This window comes from Ochrobactrum sp. SFR4, assembly GCF_019730395.1.
Classification (GTDB): domain Bacteria; phylum Pseudomonadota; class Alphaproteobacteria; order Rhizobiales; family Rhizobiaceae; genus Pseudochrobactrum.
Map to the genome: position 1 here is coordinate 1 of NZ_JAAPBB010001067.1, position 252 is coordinate 252.

Sequence of the window (252 nt, forward strand, 5' to 3'; positions counted from 1 at the left end):
TCTGTTTCACCAGAGCGGGTGCAGCGCATTACCGATGCCTGCTCTTTGCCCGGCGCATGGGTTGCTGAAGATGCGGAACTGGGCATTTGCGGGTCGATCGTGCTGGGTGATGCCATGCCCTATGTGGCGGCAGCAACGCGACCGGAAAATTATGTATTATTGCTCATTGCTTCGCGTGATCCGCGTGTTCGCGGGATCGGGCGGCGGTTAATGGGTTTTGCTGATGAGCAAACACGTGCAGCTGGGCTGAAC

Annotated in this window: 1 protein-coding gene; it reads left to right on the top strand. The window is 57.5% G+C overall.

Annotated elements, in window-relative coordinates:
* On the top strand, window positions 1–252 hold a 252-nt coding region (locus HBA93_RS22325), incomplete at both ends, for a hypothetical protein (protein WP_221724698.1).